This window comes from Bacillus sp. NPDC094106 (assembly GCF_044764345.1).
Classification (GTDB): domain Bacteria; phylum Bacillota; class Bacilli; order Bacillales; family Bacillaceae_G; genus Bacillus_A.
Map to the genome: position 1 here is coordinate 112,039 of NZ_JBIWHY010000006.1, position 12,882 is coordinate 124,920.

Annotated in this window: 19 protein-coding genes; 4 read left to right on the plus strand and 15 right to left on the minus strand. The window is 30.2% G+C overall.

Annotation, left to right across the window (positions count from 1 at the left end):
• The first annotated feature begins 48 nt into the window (after positions 1 to 48).
• From ACIQ7L_RS10705 to ACIQ7L_RS10715, 3 genes are all read left to right on the plus strand, one after another.
• Positions 49 to 534, plus strand: a complete 486-nt coding sequence (locus tag ACIQ7L_RS10705) for a hypothetical protein (protein WP_400568939.1) — start codon at positions 49 to 51, stop codon at positions 532 to 534.
• Between the two features lie 48 nt (positions 535 to 582).
• Positions 583 to 990 carry a hypothetical protein gene (locus ACIQ7L_RS10710; protein ID WP_400568941.1) on the plus strand — a complete coding sequence of 136 codons (408 nt, stop codon included), beginning with the start codon at positions 583 to 585 and terminating at the stop codon, positions 988 to 990.
• 106 nt (positions 991 to 1,096) lie between these two features.
• On the plus strand, positions 1,097 to 1,411 hold the full coding sequence (locus tag ACIQ7L_RS10715; protein ID WP_400568943.1) for a hypothetical protein: 315 nt from the start codon (positions 1,097 to 1,099) through the stop codon (positions 1,409 to 1,411).
• A gap of 259 nt (positions 1,412 to 1,670) precedes the next feature.
• Here ACIQ7L_RS10715 and ACIQ7L_RS10720 read toward each other — a convergent pair whose 3' ends face one another.
• From ACIQ7L_RS10720 to ACIQ7L_RS10755, 8 genes are all read right to left on the minus strand, one after another.
• Positions 1,671 to 2,288, minus strand: coding sequence for a YkyB family protein (locus ACIQ7L_RS10720; RefSeq protein ID WP_400568945.1), 618 nt, complete (start codon positions 2,286 to 2,288; stop codon positions 1,671 to 1,673).
• A 617-nt stretch (positions 2,289 to 2,905) separates the two neighbouring features.
• On the minus strand, positions 2,906 to 3,625 hold the full coding sequence (locus ACIQ7L_RS10725) for a hypothetical protein (RefSeq protein WP_400568947.1): 720 nt from the start codon (positions 3,623 to 3,625) through the stop codon (positions 2,906 to 2,908).
• Between the two features lie 148 nt (positions 3,626 to 3,773).
• Positions 3,774 to 4,061, minus strand: a complete 288-nt coding sequence (locus ACIQ7L_RS10730; RefSeq protein WP_400568949.1) for a hypothetical protein — start codon at positions 4,059 to 4,061, stop codon at positions 3,774 to 3,776.
• 205 nt (positions 4,062 to 4,266) lie between these two features.
• Positions 4,267 to 4,560, minus strand: coding sequence for a hypothetical protein (locus ACIQ7L_RS10735; protein ID WP_400568950.1), 294 nt, complete (start codon positions 4,558 to 4,560; stop codon positions 4,267 to 4,269).
• A 23-nt stretch (positions 4,561 to 4,583) separates the two neighbouring features.
• The gene (locus ACIQ7L_RS10740; protein ID WP_400568952.1) at positions 4,584 to 5,138 is read right to left on the minus strand and encodes a hypothetical protein; all 555 of its coding nucleotides are present in this window, start codon (positions 5,136 to 5,138) and stop codon (positions 4,584 to 4,586) included.
• A gap of 14 nt (positions 5,139 to 5,152) precedes the next feature.
• Positions 5,153 to 5,362 (minus strand): hypothetical protein, encoded by a 210-nt coding sequence (locus tag ACIQ7L_RS10745; RefSeq protein WP_400568954.1) that lies wholly within the window; start codon positions 5,360 to 5,362, stop codon positions 5,153 to 5,155.
• Positions 5,363 to 5,457: 95 nt separating this feature from the next.
• Positions 5,458 to 5,841, minus strand: a complete 384-nt coding sequence (locus tag ACIQ7L_RS10750; RefSeq protein WP_400568956.1) for a hypothetical protein — start codon at positions 5,839 to 5,841, stop codon at positions 5,458 to 5,460.
• 154 nt (positions 5,842 to 5,995) lie between these two features.
• Positions 5,996 to 6,484: a SprT-like domain-containing protein gene (locus ACIQ7L_RS10755; RefSeq protein ID WP_400568958.1), complete on the minus strand. Its 489-nt coding sequence runs from the start codon at positions 6,482 to 6,484 to the stop codon at positions 5,996 to 5,998.
• A gap of 136 nt (positions 6,485 to 6,620) precedes the next feature.
• Between ACIQ7L_RS10755 and ACIQ7L_RS10760 the strand changes: the two genes are divergently transcribed.
• Positions 6,621 to 6,929, plus strand: coding sequence for a hypothetical protein (locus tag ACIQ7L_RS10760; RefSeq protein WP_400568960.1), 309 nt, complete (start codon positions 6,621 to 6,623; stop codon positions 6,927 to 6,929).
• Between the two features lie 271 nt (positions 6,930 to 7,200).
• Here the strand turns inward: ACIQ7L_RS10760 and ACIQ7L_RS10765 are convergent, their stop codons facing one another.
• From ACIQ7L_RS10765 to ACIQ7L_RS10795, 7 genes are all read right to left on the minus strand, one after another.
• Positions 7,201 to 7,404: a hypothetical protein gene (locus ACIQ7L_RS10765; RefSeq protein ID WP_400568962.1), complete on the minus strand. Its 204-nt coding sequence runs from the start codon at positions 7,402 to 7,404 to the stop codon at positions 7,201 to 7,203.
• Between the two features lie 132 nt (positions 7,405 to 7,536).
• Entirely contained in the window at positions 7,537 to 7,881 is a 345-nt protein-coding gene (locus ACIQ7L_RS10770; RefSeq protein ID WP_400568964.1) for a PD-(D/E)XK nuclease family transposase, read from the minus strand.
• Positions 7,853 to 8,260 carry a type II toxin-antitoxin system Phd/YefM family antitoxin gene (locus tag ACIQ7L_RS10775; protein ID WP_400568966.1) on the minus strand — a complete coding sequence of 136 codons (408 nt, stop codon included), beginning with the start codon at positions 8,258 to 8,260 and terminating at the stop codon, positions 7,853 to 7,855. The genes ACIQ7L_RS10770 and ACIQ7L_RS10775 overlap by 29 nt, the downstream gene beginning before the upstream one ends.
• A gap of 199 nt (positions 8,261 to 8,459) precedes the next feature.
• Positions 8,460 to 8,708, minus strand: coding sequence for a hypothetical protein (locus ACIQ7L_RS10780; RefSeq protein WP_400568968.1), 249 nt, complete (start codon positions 8,706 to 8,708; stop codon positions 8,460 to 8,462).
• Between the two features lie 284 nt (positions 8,709 to 8,992).
• On the minus strand, positions 8,993 to 9,523 hold the full coding sequence (locus ACIQ7L_RS10785) for a PH domain-containing protein (RefSeq protein WP_400568970.1): 531 nt from the start codon (positions 9,521 to 9,523) through the stop codon (positions 8,993 to 8,995).
• Between the two features lie 230 nt (positions 9,524 to 9,753).
• Complete coding sequence (locus ACIQ7L_RS10790; RefSeq protein ID WP_400568972.1) at positions 9,754 to 10,179, minus strand: hypothetical protein; 426 nt, start codon at positions 10,177 to 10,179, stop codon at positions 9,754 to 9,756.
• Positions 10,180 to 10,695: 516 nt separating this feature from the next.
• Entirely contained in the window at positions 10,696 to 12,870 is a 2,175-nt protein-coding gene (locus tag ACIQ7L_RS10795; protein WP_400568974.1) for an Ig-like domain-containing protein, read from the minus strand.
• Positions 12,871 to 12,882: the final 12 nt, after the last annotated feature.

Consider the following 12,882-nt stretch of genomic DNA (forward strand, 5'->3'; position numbering starts at 1 on the left):
TAGGTGAATTTCTAATTGTTAAATTCGTATAAACAAGGAGATATAAATATGATTATTTTAAAAGAGTTGCAGTTTGTTACAACAAACGGAACAGACATTGGAGTTATTTTTGATTTTGATGGTGATACACATGTAAATGTAATGCATGAAGATATTGATAATGATTTTGGGTGTTTATCTTTTAAAGATAAAGATGTTCGTCCGATGACTGCTAATGAAATTAAAAAAGCGTTAGAAAGAATCGAAGCAAACTTCAAAAAACATGCGTATTTTATTATTGAGTTGAATAATATTGATGAATTAGAGGAATATCACATTAAAGAAAACGAATTTGTACAGCAAGCCAGAATTGATTCTACATATTTTGCAGAGGACTTTGAAACACATCGAAGTGATTTACTACAACATAATGGAAAGTCATTTACAGTGTTAAAAGTGCTAACAAAGCAAGAGGATGAGGATAGAATGTATAAAATCAAACTATCTACTGGAGAGGAAATAGATGTATTTGAAGAAGAAATTTTACTATTTTAATATATGGTTTCTATAAAAAAGAATGTGTGTTTTTAGGAGGAATTTATAATGATTGATTTCAAGGTGAAATTAGATAAAGATGCAGATGTTTCAGTAGAAGCATTTAAAAATTTCCATACTTTTTTAGCAGACAACCTATTTACAGAACTGCCAGAAGGTACAACTGTAGATTTGGATTGTGCTTACACAACGTTTAGCTATCTGCAAGTAAAATATATCATTCGCATTCCAAGTCAAGCAGTCTTAAGTATATATGTATTAGGATTTAAATCTTTTAATGGTGAAGAAAGATTTATTCACACTGATTTTTTAAGAGGCGATTGTGCAATTGTAAATAATGCTATAAATAAAACATTATGGGGCGTTAATGTTTTTGAAGGAGAATTTCAGGACTATAAAGCGATTTTATACAATCAAATAATTCCTTTGTGCGAGAAGTATAAACATCAAGCGTAGCAAAATTAAGGCATTGATTCATTTCAGTGTCTTTTTTATGTTCAGCAGAATGAAAATCTTTTGTTTTGCTGATAATGATGAATATACTGTTTAAGGAGCTATATATATGTGGTCAAAGGAAGAAGTTATCATTAGTTTAGAAAATCATGAAGTTGTTAAGTGGAAAATTGCTACATTCCTGACTCTTAATAAACCATGGAATAAGTACAAACGTGAAGAATTTGCTTCATTGGTATCTAAAGAAGCTGTAATAAACGAATCACTGGCAAATATATTAACAGAAGCCAGAAAACAACGATTGGCTCGTGATGAATTAGAAAAATTATATTTTAAAGACCATAATACAAATCCACCAATCGGCAGAAACATGGATTGGGTAGCTAAATTACAGAAATACAAAGAAGAAACACATCGAAATTAAACCTGTTTCTTCTTTTTTATCATCTCAAAATAATAAGTATTCTTAATTTAATGAGATTCACCTCTATTTATTCCGAAAAGTTACGTTTTCACCATAAATAAAATGGACTCAACAAATAAAGAAAGAACCTCTCAGTTGTTGCTCCTCTCTTTTCTCGTAATGCGATTTATGCTCAATGCTATAAAAAACACCTCTGATAATAATTAGAGATGTTTTATCCAGTTTTTAATATTTATAATAAAAACAATGAAGACCCATCTTATTTTGTATCTATATATAATCTTAGTAAAGCATCAGCTTCTCCAAACTTCATTGTTACCTTTTTATTCGATTCTGCTGAAATAACGCCAATTTTGCCAAGATAAGTACAAGATGGTTTTTGTTTTGTTGGTACATGAAAAGAATAGTGTTTATATGTATACAATAGTAAATACGTTGGTTCATTTGACCATTCTTGTTCTTGTATATGATAGCCCTCTAACCTCAAAATATATTCTCGATTCATTTTATGAATTACTTCATCTTTTATCTCATATAATTCAAGTTCTCTTTTTTTCGCTCTACTTACTTGACCATGAGTATCATTATGATAATTTCGTTTTTTTGTATCTCTTGATTTTTTAGCAGACTTATTCATGATATATAGAGCTTCACATAAATTTTCGTTTGTCACATCTGGAATTACAATGGGTGAGAATATTCTTTTTTTGATAGGAACAGTGTCTTTTTTATCATATAAATCATATTTAATAGAACGATAATGAGAATTCATAAGCAATGCAACGGGCTCTCCTATAGGTTTTAACCCTATTTCTTTCAATTTGCTCTTTGTATATAATCCTTCAGGAACAGAGTTATATGTATATACTTGTAACAACTTATATGCCTCCTTTTTTCAAAAAACACTTTTTGCCATACCAAATCACACTTTTTCTATTAACTGTATATAACTATGATATAACAAGAACATACATTCGGTAAGGAAAAAAGCACCATTCATCCCTATCTATAGAGGACGGGGAATTCTGGTGTACTCCGTTAAAAAATTCAATAATTCAATTTCTTCATATAAAATAAAGATAACCACATCCTTACAAATCATAAACCTGAAGTTCGTTAACCTTATCTCCGTCACTCAATCCTTTGCTTGCTAATTGGTCTTGATAACCAGGACATCATTTTACACTTGAAATCCTTCTCATTTTTGTAAAGGTTATTTTTAGGCTCAAATATCAATTCATTACTATCATTCACAAAATTATAAATTTAGATACATAAGAAAAATAAAAAAGATAGAGGAAAAACCTCTATCTACTTTGAAGAATTTCTGTATGAGCTATTTCTCTTCTTATTTATGATTCTATCTTTTTCATGACCTAACATGATTTGTTACGGAATTTGTTCAATCCTCGTGCATGTTTGTAACTTGTCTGCAACAACCCCGATATTCAATCTTTTTCCCTACAAAATATTGATATTTAAAGACTTATAAATTTATAAATTGTAATAGTAATTCTCCTGATATGTTAAAGCATAGATAAGCAGTTCGTTAATCGTAAGTTCTTCTTTATTACAATTGTCAAAAATGATTTGTATATAGTTTAATGCCCTACTATCAAATCTAATTTTGGGAGTTCGTTCGTTGTCGAATTCGCTCTCAAATTTCTTATATTTGTTAGACAAATGAGCATTATCTTGTATTAATTCAAAAAGGTTTTCTTGATTATATCGTAGTAGTTTATCGTTATGACTCTCATTCAGATTCATAAGGACATCAACAAAAATACTTCCATATGAAAGGTCAATTTGAGGTTTCTTAGCTGTTGGCTTATCCTTAGTTTCGACTAAATGGTTCATTTTAATATATTCATACAGTTCCTCTTTAGGATGTGTCACTTCTTTTGAATCTTTCTGTAAAAGAATTTTGTACTTTGAAGGAATGGAAAAGTCAATTTGTACTAAAGTGTATGTATTAATCCCATCTTTATAGTTAGAAAGAATGAAAATATCATTCTCTATACAAGGAATATCTGTTTTTTCTCTATTGTTGTAATACACAACATCACCATAGAATACATCTTCATAAACACATAAAACTTTTTTGACATAACCATTATTGCGAAAATCTTTTAGAAAATTAATTCGCTCATAATGATTTATTGTTTTCTCTTCATTTTTATACATATTTGGTGTTTTTTCTTCTTTTTTAAACATGTTACCCCTCTTTTCTCTTTAATTTCTTTTTATGTTTAGGATAGTATTTTTATTGAATATAGTCAATTTCGATAGCGTTTGAATCTGCTCTATACATATAAAAAAGACCTCTTTTTAGAGGTCTAACTGTATTTTTGTTTTTATAGATTTATCTATTGGATAAAATATCTTCAATTTGTTCTTTTAGTTGAATAAGTTCCTCTTCGTTAAAATCCATTTGAGCCATTTTGAATTCATGATTGTTTTGATTGTTTCCATCTAATCTCATGGATATAACAAATTTCCTTAATGGTTCTTTAGACAGGTTGTTTTTTTGTTTTTCTATAATAAACATATTTGTCTTTCGACAATGAAAACCACCAATTATTTGAATAGCTTCTTTGCTTAAGTGTTTTTTTAATTTACCATTCTTATCTCTTGTAGATTTTATTTTCAATTTATTTACTCCCCTTTAAATTGATAAGTTATTATATTATGTATATACATTGTTAAACAAGCCCCAATAAGAGCTTGTTTAAAATCTATAACTCTTGTCTAACATAAACCTTTTTCATTTCTGCTACTATTTTAATGTTGTCCTCATTTATGGCTCCTGTAAAAGAACCCGCCGTTGTGAAAGAGATTTTTTGATTGTGCTCATTTTATGTACCATCGTCATTTAATTCAATTGCAAGAATTCGATTTTCATAGGAAATCATTCGATTCGCAATGCTCAAATGAGGGTGTTCTTCTTTTATTTTAAATATGAGATATTCCCTTTCTCCACGATTATTATCCATAGATGGTTTACCATGAGTATATTCATCTTTACTTAAGAACTTCTCGTATATCCAATCATCACGGTAATCACCGACATGAATAACTCCTTTCTTATTATTACCTTTAGTAAACTTAACGCATGTTACAACGTGTCCCTCTTTTAACTTTGTACTCATGTTATTACTCTCCCGTTCTATTTTTAAGTAAATACAGATGGTTCATGAGCATCTGTTACATATTCTTTCATAGATTGCAATTCACCGACAAACTGAAATGTATTCATAATAAATCCATCTAAATAATCTCGTGTAATGCCATTAAATTCTTCTAACCCTTTATGTAAGTGCATCAGCTCTATGAACGGTTCATATAAATGCTTGTATTTTTCGTCTAATATTTTTGAAAGTGTACGCCAGTGTTCTCCCATACCACATGGATAGAATGAGCCATCAGACATATCAATCACTCCACGTCTATTATCTGTTTCAATTTGCTTCTGCTCTTTATAGTAATCTGTAACTAAAGCAGTATTGCTCATTAATTCCATTCCATGTGTCATTGCTTTACTGATAAATACTTTTAAGAAATCCTTTGTTTTTTCATCTGTAAATTCAACATTATATTCCTTTGCAACTTCATCAAAAATTTCTTTTGCAACCTTTTCTTCATACATAACAAAAGCTTTCTTTAGTTGTTCTTCGTCAAGACCATGAATAGGCTTTTGTTCTCGTTTAAAGAATTTTGTTGTAGCCATAATGAATCCCCTTTTTACTTCAGTTTTGTAACCTTTATTTCATTCCCTTGATTATCTTCTACAAAGAAATATCCACCAGGATTTAATATCATCATGGCAACATCAAGACCTGTTTCCTTTACTTCACAGGATTGTATGACGTGTAGGTCTTTTAGCTTTGCAATACACTCATCTACTGAATTCGCTTCTTCTTTTGATAGATTTGTAGCAATTTCAAAAGTCATATTACTGCTCCCTCTTTTCTTCTGTGTTATTATTCATTTTAGAAATGTCTGTTTCAACACGTTCAAAGCAATCTTTAGACTCTCCTAATAATTTTTTAAAACTCCTTTTTATTTGTTTTTATATCAGTAGATTTCTTCTTCTGTTTTTTCTTGTTTTGTTTTTTTCTCTTGTTAGATTCGTTCCTTTTTTGGTTTTTCTGCCGTAATTCTTTATTACTTACCTCTTGGACAGAATAAGTTTTAATTTCATTTACTTCTACTTTTTTCCCTGTTTTTAAAAAACATTTTCCACAGAAGAGTATTCCTTGCTCTGTTTTTGAAGGTGAATCATCTTTTGTCCAACAAACAGGACATCTATAACTTGTATGATATTTTCTTGGGAAGCGTTCCTTCATATATCCTTTATAAGCTTTTGTTTGTTTCTTATTTCGATTTACCAATGTTGTAGAAACACCTAAACTTCCTTTTGGTTTATTCACTATATACCCCTTCTTTCTTTTATAGATTCTCGATAATCTTGTTATATTGATGTAAATTAATCATATCTATTGAATTCACTCCTTTATACCTTCTCTCAAGAATCAGAATTTCCCATGGTAATTTTCATGAATATGTCAGTGCTTATCCTGAATCTTACTGGACAATTCCTTCCTCAATAAAACGAAATCGCCCTTCACAATTATTATGAATATACTTTTTTTCAAAATGTTTGATTCTATGAAAAAATGAATACCCACATTTTTGACATTGATAATAATACACTTTTCCTTTGTATGGATATTTTTTCGACTCTAAAACTCCTAACCTCTTTAGCTCATCTTTAAAGTAACTACTTCCATCTGTATAAGGATTTCCAGTAACAAAGCAAGCGTAATGAATGAGCTCGTGCTTTAGTATGTCAAGAATCGTCTTTTTATCGTGATATAAAAGTAAATTTTTAGACAACCGAATTACTTTAGGTGTTCTTTCTCCATTATTTTCATCCACCTCACCATAAAAAATCGCAAATCTTCGAGTCATTTTCTTCGACATTTCGATATCTACAACTAACGGAATGCCATATTCTTTTTTTAGAAATTCTTTTGCAAATGTTGTTAGTTCTTCTATTGAAAATTTTATCAAGTCAGCACTCCTTTGTTCACGTATTGCAACTTTATTGTAAAAAATTATTTACTTAAAGTCAATAAAAGGGCTTGTCCCATATCTATCTTATTGATAAAATAACGTATAGAATTTGACAAACAAAGGAGTTTTTCGAATGTTTCATTTTGGAATTTCAGAAAAAGAAGGATGGTTTTATACCCCAACTTTCAATGTGTATCAAAAAGTAAATCAAGATGTATATTGCTATGTAAGTAGGTATTTCGGCTTTTATACTGTCCAATTATATGAACGAGGTACTACAAGTCTATGTACATTAGAAGCACGTTCTAAAGACGATATTGATGTTTTATTTTCATTAGGTGAGCAATGGTTGTCTGAACATAAAGATTGGGATGAAGAAAAACTAAAAAAAAGCCCCTACTCGATTACACAAGTAGAATGGCGTAAAAAATGTTGGGTTTAAATATATAACAAAAAGTTTCTCGTAATATCAACGTCAAGCACAGAACGTTAAAAAAATATTAATTAAAATAACACGAAGTTTTAAGTAAACAATCCTTCTATACATATCAAAACGTGTAAATGCTTTTAATAACACGAAGTTCAGCTTCTAAATCTGTTAAAGTGGTTCAGGGTTGAAATTTGAATGTTTTATTCTAATAACAACTATGCTACACATATAAGTTTTTTCTTATCAAATTTCACTAAGCAATAGATTTCCTCTTTTTGATTCCTTAATCTCTCCATCCCATCGCTTTAGCACCCTCATTATAATAACTCCAAGAACCTTTTCGTAGGCTTTCTAAAAACTCTTCGTATTCTTTTACCGTATGTTCCTTCTTTTTACTTTGAAAAGGTTTTCCCTCCCACATAAATCTTTGAATTTCCACCGCTGTATCAGCGTGATAGTCAATCATGTCTCTGTTTATACTACTCATTTTTCTATATCCTTTCTATACTGAATACCTACATGATATCACATTTATTGACTATAGTTAACAAAAAAATAAAAGGTTGCAATTTTTAAAATAAAAAAGAGAATCTATATAAAGATTCTCTCATTTATCTTCTTATCGAACTTCTCTTTCTAATTGTTCAATTTGTTCAATTGGTAAATCTGTCATCTCGGCGACATCACTAATTGACATAGATGTATATTTTTTTAAGAGTTTTTTTGCAATTTCTCTCTTTTCTCCATTGATTTGAGTTTTTGTGTCAGAAAGAAATTTTTCACGCAGGTCATACATCCGTTTTGTTTCTTCATCCGCACTTAGTCGTCTCAACTTGCTTTCAGCTTTAGCAATCGTTTTATCCATTTCAATTACCTCCTCTAAAGTTTCCTCAGGAATATCTTCTTGTAAAAAGAGTAACCATCTATGAAGGTTATTATTTTTCTCTATTTCTATATTTCGCATCTGTATATGCTATGTATTCTTCACTCGTTAAATTAGAATCAGCATCTGGAGCACTTAGATGTTGGGTGAAATGTAATTTGTACTCTCCTGAAGTTCTCATTTTTATATACGTCTTAATAGTAATGGTATTACTGAAATGCTCGTCTCCTTTTGTATCAACTACTACCTTAATCTGCACTCCGTTTGGTAACGTAATATCTTCTCCTGTTGCTTTTATCTGATTGTTCATTGAATGATATTCCGAATACGGCATAAATACTGCAATCGGTTCATTATTTTTTATGATTACTTTTGTTTCTTTTTTATTAATAATATCTGTTATTTTTTTCTTGAAATCCGTTAAACTGATAATCAATTGGCTTAGATTTGGTATTTTCATGATTTCATCTCCGTTCAATATTATGGCTTTATCATATCACAATAGCATATCGCAAACAACACTAAATTTAGCTCTATATTTATCGTTAAATTTAGTGCCAAATAAAACATGATTTTTGCTCGCAAATAAAAACCCCAAATCTGTAATAGATACGAGGCTTAATATTATTTTTATTCTTCTATGCAAATGAAAGCTTTCTTTAAAGGATAGACTCAATAACTTCTTCTGATATCTCAATGCCAAAGCATGGATTCCAGTCTTCGTTTCCTTGTTCTCTTTCATTTAGAAATGGCTCATCATGGTCGATAATTACTTTATATTCATTTCTTCCACTTACTCCATCAAAGTAACATGCGTGAGTATCTTCCATTTGAAAAATGACTTGCTCATCAACTAATTGGCTTACTACTCTTTCCATACCTTTTTCTGTTAGATTAGTGAATTCCATAATTAAACCGCTCCTTTTTAATAAGTTAATATATTAACTACCTGTTATATATAAGTCCTTATATTATACATAAAAGAAATATGACTTATTACTAACGATTAATAAGGAATTAGGATATAAAAAATAAGAAATATAAAAAGTAAACACGATTACATTTAAAGCAAGTCAATATAACCATATAGAAAATTTCATAAAAAGAAAAAACTCCATCAACGATAGAGTTAAATTGGTCATTATCTCATACAGCGAAATTCATTTGCTTTTTGTAAATTAATCTTTCTTTTTTATATATCAGCTTTAGTAAGCTCAACTTTTGTTTCTGATGGATTTAATTGTTTTTCGCTTAAAAATACATAGAATTCATCAAAATAATTTTTGTGTACTGACACAAAAGACACATGAATCTTTTCTTCTTTTGATTTTACATCTAATTCTGTAGCCATCGCCTTATCTGTGATATCAATATTTTCCATTTTGTCATAAGGGATTGATTTAAAATCTTTTTTCGTTAAACGAATTCCATAATAGATGTATCGTTTACTTGTCAGTATATATACATTGATATCCTTGTTTTGATACCTTGGTCTTGCAAATGAATATCGAATTTCCTCTCCAGGTAATAATCTTTCTTCAACCGTATCAATGGCCATCTTCACCATAGAAAAATCTCCAGGTTGCGAATCAAACGCTCCTTTATATTTTTGATACACATCTGGATTCTTCTCTTTAAATGTTACTAACTTGTTCATGTCCCGATTACTCATCATCAAGAATAAAACAAGACACGCAATGAATAAAACAATAGCAATCCACATTAAAAATCCCCCTCTTGTTAAAGAATAACGCATATAAATTATATTATATCATTTGCATTCATCATAAAGAGTTGAGATAATTCATTTTACTTATAAAAAATTTAAACATGTATGCAAAGGCTATGTGTTTTCATAGCCTTCATTTAGCTTAATTTCGCTATATAAAAAAGCACCTGGCTTTAAAAAAAGCGGGTGCATAAAATCCCTTAGATATCCTTTTTGTTCCTTATTTACGCTGATAATACGTATTGTACTCTACACTTTACGTCTTGATATGCTTTTACAATAGCAGGGACAAAATATGCCTCTTTCAACTCCTCTACTGTTAGTACAGTTCTGTCATTATCTTCATGGAACATAATTCTATTTGAAACAATGCTCATAATGGATAGTAAAACTATAGCTAACGGTTTGTGAAGATACATTGCTAAAATAATGACTGACTTCAACACCCATAAAAGGACATTCCATCTCATTCTTCGCTTACTTTTCAGCAATTGTTTGCGGAAAATATAATCACAGAAAAAAAGACAGATAAATTGACCTGTGAATGCAAATACCAAACTATTGAATACCTTTAATAATACATTGACAGTGATTGAACCTATCAAAACCTCACTTATTACTTTTTTATACTGATTTAATTTTTCTTTCAAAAACTTTCCTCCTTTTTATTTTAGTTTTAATAAATGAGAATATATAAATGCCATCCCACTCAGGAATGTTCATTTTCTTTTATATGGGAAACTGCCTGTATAAAAGTTTATCTTCGGGACTTTTTTACAAAAGAATTTCTGGGAAATTCTTGCCTGTTTATACCTCAACAACATAATGTGTTTCCTAACTTCTCCTCATTAATATTATTATATTGAGAATAGACAAAAACATAACAAAGACAAACAAGCCCATTCCTTTTAAATTAGGAACAGGCTTATTTCAATGCGGTAATTTAATTTTTAAAATCTCTTGCTACTTCCTATACTTCTTCAATAGAAGCATTTAATCTTTTTGCAATTTCTTCTGAATTAACACCCTTGTTCATTTATTTAAATGGATAGTGAATTACTTACCTTAATTTTGAACTTTAATATTTAAAAACAATTATCCTTTGTTTCAACATAGAAAAATCACCCAATATACAAAAAAGCCGATTAAATATCGGCTCTTTGTTCTCATTTTTTAATTATCTTATCTGGTACAATAATAATACTTGAATGAACTGGCTTTTCTTTATCTATATTTTGAATGTCAATCGAACTTATGCGTTTATTCCCTGCATTATCTTCAGCCGTCACTGTATATTCCCCATTTTCCTTAACTTCAAATTGAGGGTCTGATAATAAATTTTCCTTATTTGGAAGTAAAAATATTGATTTCACACCACTTAATTTATCAGTAGCATGAATTTTTACTTGGACATTTTGATTCGTCCATTTTAGCGTACTTGGCTCAAATGTAATGTCAGGTGGTTCTTTGTCGATATTGGTAACTTCAACAGGAATGGTTGCTTCATTACCGAATTCATTAGCTATCTGGAATTTATAAGTACCATTTTCAGATACAACAAAAGATACCGTATCAGCATGTATTTTGGAACCATCTGGCAAGACAATGTAGCTGATTTTATGAGGTTCATTCTTTCCTTTTAATGTAATCACCACTTCACCGTTTGTCCAACTACTTGGATTTAAAGTGACTTCAGCCTCTGGAGGAATCGTATCCATATGAATATAAATTTCCCCAATACATGTTTCTTCTGTACTTACATTATCATGATTCAAAGCTTTCACATATAGTTTGTAAGATTCATCAACAGGAAGATTTTTGATTGTACCTTCAAGCTCCGTTGTTTTTCCAGAAAAGATAGTCTTCCCTGTTTTATTGGAACGAGCTTCATAAACATATTCCGTACCATCAGGGTTTTTATTGCCATCCCATTTTGGGGTAACGCTATCTTTTGTGAAGTCTGCATATCCTTTCGAAATCGGTTGGTTTGTTAATGTAGATATGGAATACACATCTGAATACGCAGTATAAGCACCTGAAGGATTTTTTGCTCTTACTTTGTACTTATATACTTTATTTACATCTAAATCTTTATGGGTCAGTTGGTTGTCTGTTCCCAAATTGAATGTTTCACCTGTTGTAATGCAATATACTTCATAAGTAACATCCTCTGCATTTCCTTTTGTGTCAAAAGATAAACTTAATTCATTGGTCTTCACATTAGAAAATGTAATAGGAGCAGGTGCTTTGAAGTTATTCACATAAAAACGAATGCTTTTTAGGGAAGAAACGCCTCCCTTATCATCTTGAACCCATACCTTTAATGTATGCCATCCTTCTGTTAAATCAGATGGTAATGTGTAGTCCATAGAAAAGTTTTGATTGGAAGTATCCGAAACAAAGCTTTTTAATGTACTATCTTTTCCATTATCAATAGCCCATTTTACTTCTACATTATCACCTTTATCTAAATCTTGAACATGTCCTTCTAATTTAAAGGTTTCTCCACTATAATACGTATTGCCATCATTTGGCCTTGTAAGTTCTAATTGAGGAGATTCGTTTAAAGCTCCTGCCCCCACAATAACTGAAAACTCTTTCGTTTCATTTGGGGCTAATGGGATATCCTTCCACATGTAATAACAGGCAGAATCTCCTGTAGTGAATGTACTACCAGGTTCCCCCATTTGAGCTACTCCTGTTGGTGACCTTGCAATATTAGTGTTATCATTACTATACTGACCTGCCCAATAACTGGTAACATTTGTCACATTGTACACATCTTTAAAATAAGCGGTTAATTGTGTATTTTTATAATACATTCTAATCCCATTTCCTTCAGGTAAATATTGAATAGGAGACCTATCATCCCCTTCTATTGCCGTATCCCAATAGTCTTTAATAGTAATTGTTTTTGTATCATTTGTTGTATTTTTAACAGTGTATAAGATTTTAATGTAAGTTCCATTATTCACAGGGCTTAATTGAACATTTAAGTCCACTCCTTTATTTTCTGGATCTGTATACGTCTTCTCTATAATTCCTTCACTTATTTTTGAAATGTCTACAACAGGAAACTTTAAAATGTTACTTGCTGAATCAACAGTCATGGTTAATGTCGTATTTGATTCACTATAAAAAACTTTTCTATTCTCGCCCGTCCGAATCCAAAATCTGTAAGCAACATTGTTATCAAACGCATATTTTATCTTTCCATTATCGTATATATATTTGGGAGAAGGCATTGCATTTGCATTTACTACAAATAAATGAATGGTAAAAATAAGTGTTGCTAAAATTGTGATTAGAGATAAAATTTTTTGCTTCAATTTAAATTTCATAAGTATCACTCC